Raw genomic sequence first — 466 nt, forward strand, 5'->3', positions numbered from 1 at the left:
TGATGTGGATGCGGGTGACAGTTTAAAGGCGGTACGAATCGACAAGTTGCCAACTGCCGGCGCGCTGAATCTGAATGGTGTTGGAGTGCAGCCCGGACAGGTAATTGCTGTGACAAAGCTTGGTGAGTTGGTCTTTACACCAGCCGCTAATGCCAACGGAAACAACTACGCGAGCTTCACATTCTCCGTACAGGATCAGGCAAATGCCTTTGATACGGTACCGAATACGATCACTGTCGATGTCACTGCGGTAAACGATGCACCGTCGGGCAAAGATGCGCGCTTCACCATACAGGAAGACGGTAGCAAAGTATTCACGGCTGCTGATTTTGGCTTTAGTGATGTGGATGTGGGTGACAGTTTGAAGGCAGTGCGAATCGATACACTGCCTGCTGCCGGCGCGCTGAATCTGAATGGCGTTGGAGTACAGGCCGGACAGATAATTGCTGTGGCAAAGCTTAGTGAG

The 466-nt window shown here is 51.9% G+C and carries 1 protein-coding gene; it reads left to right on the plus strand.

Going from position 1 to position 466, the window contains the following annotated elements; all coding sequences use genetic code 11:
* The coding region (locus tag ACUHMQ_RS21075) for an Ig-like domain-containing protein (RefSeq protein ID WP_445297394.1) at positions 1 to 466 on the plus strand (466 nt) is incomplete at both ends.

It is taken from the genome of Chitinimonas violaceus (genome assembly GCF_052601015.1).